This window comes from Brachyspira sp., from assembly GCF_029258575.1.
GTDB lineage: Bacteria > Spirochaetota > Brachyspiria > Brachyspirales > Brachyspiraceae > Brachyspira.
On the sequence record NZ_JARHYI010000144.1, the window covers coordinates 1 to 3,965 of the forward strand.

The 3,965-nt window shown below is 28.4% G+C and carries 5 protein-coding genes; 2 read left to right on the forward strand and 3 right to left on the reverse strand.

Annotated features, from left to right (window positions below; genetic code table 11):
- On the reverse strand, window positions 1-503 hold a 503-nt coding region (locus tag Q1J76_RS11455; RefSeq protein ID WP_367278243.1), incomplete at its 3' end, for a DNA methyltransferase.
- Window positions 504-599: 96 nt separating this feature from the next.
- On the opposite strand from Q1J76_RS11455, the gene Q1J76_RS11460 reads away from it, so the two are divergent.
- Together Q1J76_RS11460 and Q1J76_RS11465 are read left to right on the forward strand one after the other, a co-directional pair.
- Window positions 600-1,028, forward strand: a complete 429-nt coding sequence (locus Q1J76_RS11460; RefSeq protein ID WP_300378074.1) for a P27 family phage terminase small subunit — start codon at window positions 600-602, stop codon at window positions 1,026-1,028.
- A 120-nt stretch (window positions 1,029-1,148) separates the two neighbouring features.
- A complete protein-coding gene (locus Q1J76_RS11465; RefSeq protein ID WP_300378077.1) occupies window positions 1,149-2,942 on the forward strand; it encodes a terminase large subunit in 1,794 nt (597 codons plus the stop codon).
- A gap of 59 nt (window positions 2,943-3,001) precedes the next feature.
- On the opposite strand, the gene Q1J76_RS11470 is transcribed toward Q1J76_RS11465, so the two are convergent.
- Together Q1J76_RS11470 and Q1J76_RS11475 are read right to left on the reverse strand one after the other, a co-directional pair.
- The gene (locus Q1J76_RS11470) at window positions 3,002-3,376 is read right to left on the reverse strand and encodes a hypothetical protein (RefSeq protein ID WP_300378080.1); all 375 of its coding nucleotides are present in this window, start codon (window positions 3,374-3,376) and stop codon (window positions 3,002-3,004) included.
- A gap of 153 nt (window positions 3,377-3,529) precedes the next feature.
- Window positions 3,530-3,736 carry a hypothetical protein gene (locus tag Q1J76_RS11475; RefSeq protein WP_300378083.1) on the reverse strand — a complete coding sequence of 69 codons (207 nt, stop codon included), beginning with the start codon at window positions 3,734-3,736 and terminating at the stop codon, window positions 3,530-3,532.
- Window positions 3,737-3,965: the final 229 nt, after the last annotated feature.

The window sequence follows — 3,965 nt, forward strand, 5'->3', positions numbered from 1 at the left end:
TATTTAATAACATCATCTTTATCTTTGCTTTTTAATGCACTCCTTAATCCTTTCCAAATATCTATTATTCTATCTAATTTATTTTTATTAATCTGATATTCTAAATAGTCAACATATTCTTTTCTTAAATTAGCATTTCCCAAACTGCGAAAAGAGATATCCTCATGTATTCTTAAAAAATTATTTAGATAATTTGATGCATTTTCTTTTTCCCATACAGCATTTTCTTTAAACTTAAAACCTAATTGATTAAGAATTAAGTTCCATCGAAAAAATGCATCTCCTCTGCCAAAAAATGCTGTCATAGAATTATTTTTTAATAATCTTTTCCATTCCCCAAATACTTTATCTTCATTAAACGGTATATCTAGTTTGTGCTTTAAATATAAATACGGAGGATCACATACAACAGCATTTATAGAATTGCTTTCTAATTCTTCCATAACCTCTTCGCAATTTCCTTTTATTAAAGTACAGTTTCCAATAACTACTTTTCTGATCATATAAAGCTCCTAAATTATTTTTTCTATATTTATAAAATATTATATTACTTATTATTAATGTAGATTTTTTACAAAAATATAGGAGAAGTAGTATAAATGCCCGAAAAAGCTAAAAAAACCCTTGTAAAAGCCAAAAACAAGCCTAAAAAAGCCGTTAAAATACCAACTCCGCCTGAATATTTTTATGGGTATTCTCTAAAAAAATGGAAAGAACTAGCACCTATTTTTGCTGAAAAAAACATGTTAAATGAAGCTGATTTATCAGCTTTTGAACTTTTGTGCCTGCATTATGGTGATGCTATGAATCTTTATGAGGCTATGATTAATGAAGGAGGTTCTATAGCGGGATATTTAGCAGGTAAAAACTCTCAAACTATGGGCGAATATTTGGCATATCATAAAGCTATAACAGCATATACTAAAATGCTTACTGAGTTCGGTTTAACTCCTGCTTCTAAAAAGAAAGTTCCTGCACCTGAAACTATAGAGGAAGAAGATGTTTTATCAAAAATGCTTAATCAATAGATTAATAAAAAGTTTTGAGCTTCTTTATTGTTTACAATAAAGAAAATAATTGCGAAAAACTTTTTATATATAAATAAAGAGGATGATCCGCTTGAAAAAATGATAAATGGTTAAATATAAATGTATACTTATGATGAATATATTAATAAAGTTATAAATAAACAACTGCCTGTTTGTCAGGCTGCTTTTTTATCTGTAAAAAGGCATTTAGATGATATAGAAAAATCTAACGCCAAAGGCGGACTTCATCAAAATAATGATTATCCTTTTTATTTTGATGAAAACGAAGCTAAACGCCCTATAACTTTTATACAATCTTTAGTACATACTAAAGGAGAATGGGCAAATCATAATATCATACTAGAGCCTTGGGAACAGTTTATAATCGCAAGCATATTCGGATGGAGGAGAAAGGACAATAATTTAAGAAGATTTAAAAAGGCTTATGTTCAGGTAAGTAGGAAAAATGGAAAAACTACTTTTGCATCTGGAATTGGTAATTATTGTTTTTTCTGCGATAGTCCTGCAGAGGCTGGTGTCGAAATATATTATATAGCTACTAAAAAAGATCAGGCAAAAATCGCATGGAGCGAAAGCGAAAGGCAAATAAGAAAAGCAAAAGCTCTTAATAAAGAAGCTGTTACATACAAACAAACTTCTACAATAACAAAGAAAAAAGATACTGCATCAAAATCAAAACCGCTGGGACAGGACAGCAATACTGAAGACGGATTAAATCCGCATTTAGTTATAGTAGATGAATACCATGCACATCCTGATAATGAATTATTAAATGTTCTTGAATCAGGTATGGGAGCTAGAAGGCAGCCGCTTGTATTTATAATTACTACTGCTGGATTCGATAAATCTTCAGTATGTTTTTCTGAATATGAATATGCTAAGCAAATATTACAAGGTTCATTAAATAATGATGAGTATTTTACTGTAATATACGAGCCTGATGACATCAATGATATTTGGGTATTTATGTCTGAATATAAAGAAAAATTAAATAAAAATGAAGAAGCTAAAAAAGAAGAGGAGCTTATTAATAAAATTATTTTTCAAGCTAATCCTAATATAAATGTTTCTGTAAAAGATAGTTATATAAAATCTAGGCTTTTGGAAGGACTGGATAAACCTATTCAAAGAACTGATATACTTACAAAAAACTTGAATGTTTGGACACAGGCTAGTCAAGTATGGATTTCTTCTGACAGATGGCTTAAATCTTATTCGCATCAAAATATAAATATAAATGAACTAAAAGGCAGGAAAGCCTGCATCGGTTTGGATTTAGCTACTACTAGAGATATAGCAGCCTATGTTTTATGTTTTGATTCTATTGATAATGGTCCGTATACACTTCTGCCTCGCTTCTTTATGCCTAAAGAAAATATCAGGCAGCGTTCTAAAGAGGACAGAGTACCTTATGAATTATGGGCTTCTCAAGGTTTAATTACTTTAACAAGCGGTGATATAATAGATTTTGATATAATAGAATCTTCAATTTTAAATGATGCTGCATATTTTGAAATTATAGAAATAGCTTATGACCCTTGGAAAGCTATTGAAATAGTAACACACTTAGAAAGCGAGGGCTTCAAAATGGAACAGGTTAGGCAGTCTTTTGCTGTCGGCGGTTTATCTGAGGGAACTTCTTTATTTGAAAAAACTATAGATGAACGAAAACTTTTACATGGCAGCAATGCAGTTCTTAATTGGATGATAAGCTGCTGTGAAGTAAAAACAGATGGCAGAGATAATTATCTTCCTGTAAAACCTGACAGAAGAAGATCATATAAAAGAATAGACGGCGTTGTAGCCTCCATTATGGCTCTTCATAGAGTGATTAAAAATCATTTTGAAGATACAAAAAGTATTTATGAAAATGAAGGTGTATTTACATTATAATCTGGATACTTTATATATTATATATATAAAGTATCCATTCATAAATAATTAAAAAAGGTTTACGATACTTTCAAATTGTCTATTTCTGTTTCTGTTTTTGTTATATAATAACCTAATAATTTATTTATTTTTGTCTGCATTTCTTTTCTCATCATTCTTGATGATAATTCTAAAAAATCTGCATAATTATTTATAATATCATCGCTTGTATTAGTATCTACTCTCATGCTGTATACTCTGAAAAAAGATGTTATTTTTCCATTTCTATCTTTATCAGTTCTTACTATCTCCTCATTATTAAAATTAACTTCTGCATTATATCTATTCAAATCAACATCTAATTTATCATTAGTTAATAATTCCCTTATTGCTTTTGCAGCTTCTTCATTATTGTTTTTTATTATTGCTAATTCTTTTTTTAATTGTTTATTCATTTTTAATTACCTCTTTTTTAATTATTTATGTGATGACAATAACTCTGTTCCAAAAGATAGCAAGTTCTTTTCCTCCAAAAATACAACTTTTTTCTCACTTATTTCTTAAAATTAAGGAAAAAATAAGGGGCTTAATGCCCCTTATTTTTATTATTAAATCCCTTTCATAAATAACTTGCACCCTTCTATATTATTATTAATGCTTTCTCTTAATTGTTTATAATCTGATATAATATCTTTGTTATCGTCAAGCATTTCAATTAAAGATTCAAAGCGAGTTATAGCAGAACTATATTTTCCTTCTTTTATTAAATCTGAACCTTGTTTATAATCAATTAAAAATAATGTTAAGTTAATCATGTTGTTTACCTCTTTTTTAATTATTTATGTGATGACAATAACTCTGTTCCAAAAGATAGCAAGTTCTTTTCCGCAAAAAGTTATTTTTTTCACTTATTAATTAAAAATTAAGGCAAAAAATAAGGGGCTTTAAAGCCCCTTATTTTTATATAAATTACATTCTATACAATATATAATTAGGACCTTTTGCCATTATTTTTTCTTTGAAAAATAGATAATTTTGATTTTT

What these genes read in the sequence shown, in the direction of transcription:
- Q1J76_RS11475 (WP_300378083.1), bottom strand. Translation starts at nt 3,736, where the DNA reads ATGATTAACTTAACATTATTTTTAATTGATTATAAACAAGGTTCAGAT.
- Q1J76_RS11465 (WP_300378077.1), top strand. Translation starts at nt 1,149, where the DNA reads ATGTATACTTATGATGAATATATTAATAAAGTTATAAATAAACAACTG.
- Q1J76_RS11470 (WP_300378080.1), bottom strand. Translation starts at nt 3,376, where the DNA reads ATGAATAAACAATTAAAAAAAGAATTAGCAATAATAAAAAACAATAAT.
- Q1J76_RS11460 (WP_300378074.1), top strand. Translation starts at nt 600, where the DNA reads ATGCCCGAAAAAGCTAAAAAAACCCTTGTAAAAGCCAAAAACAAGCCT.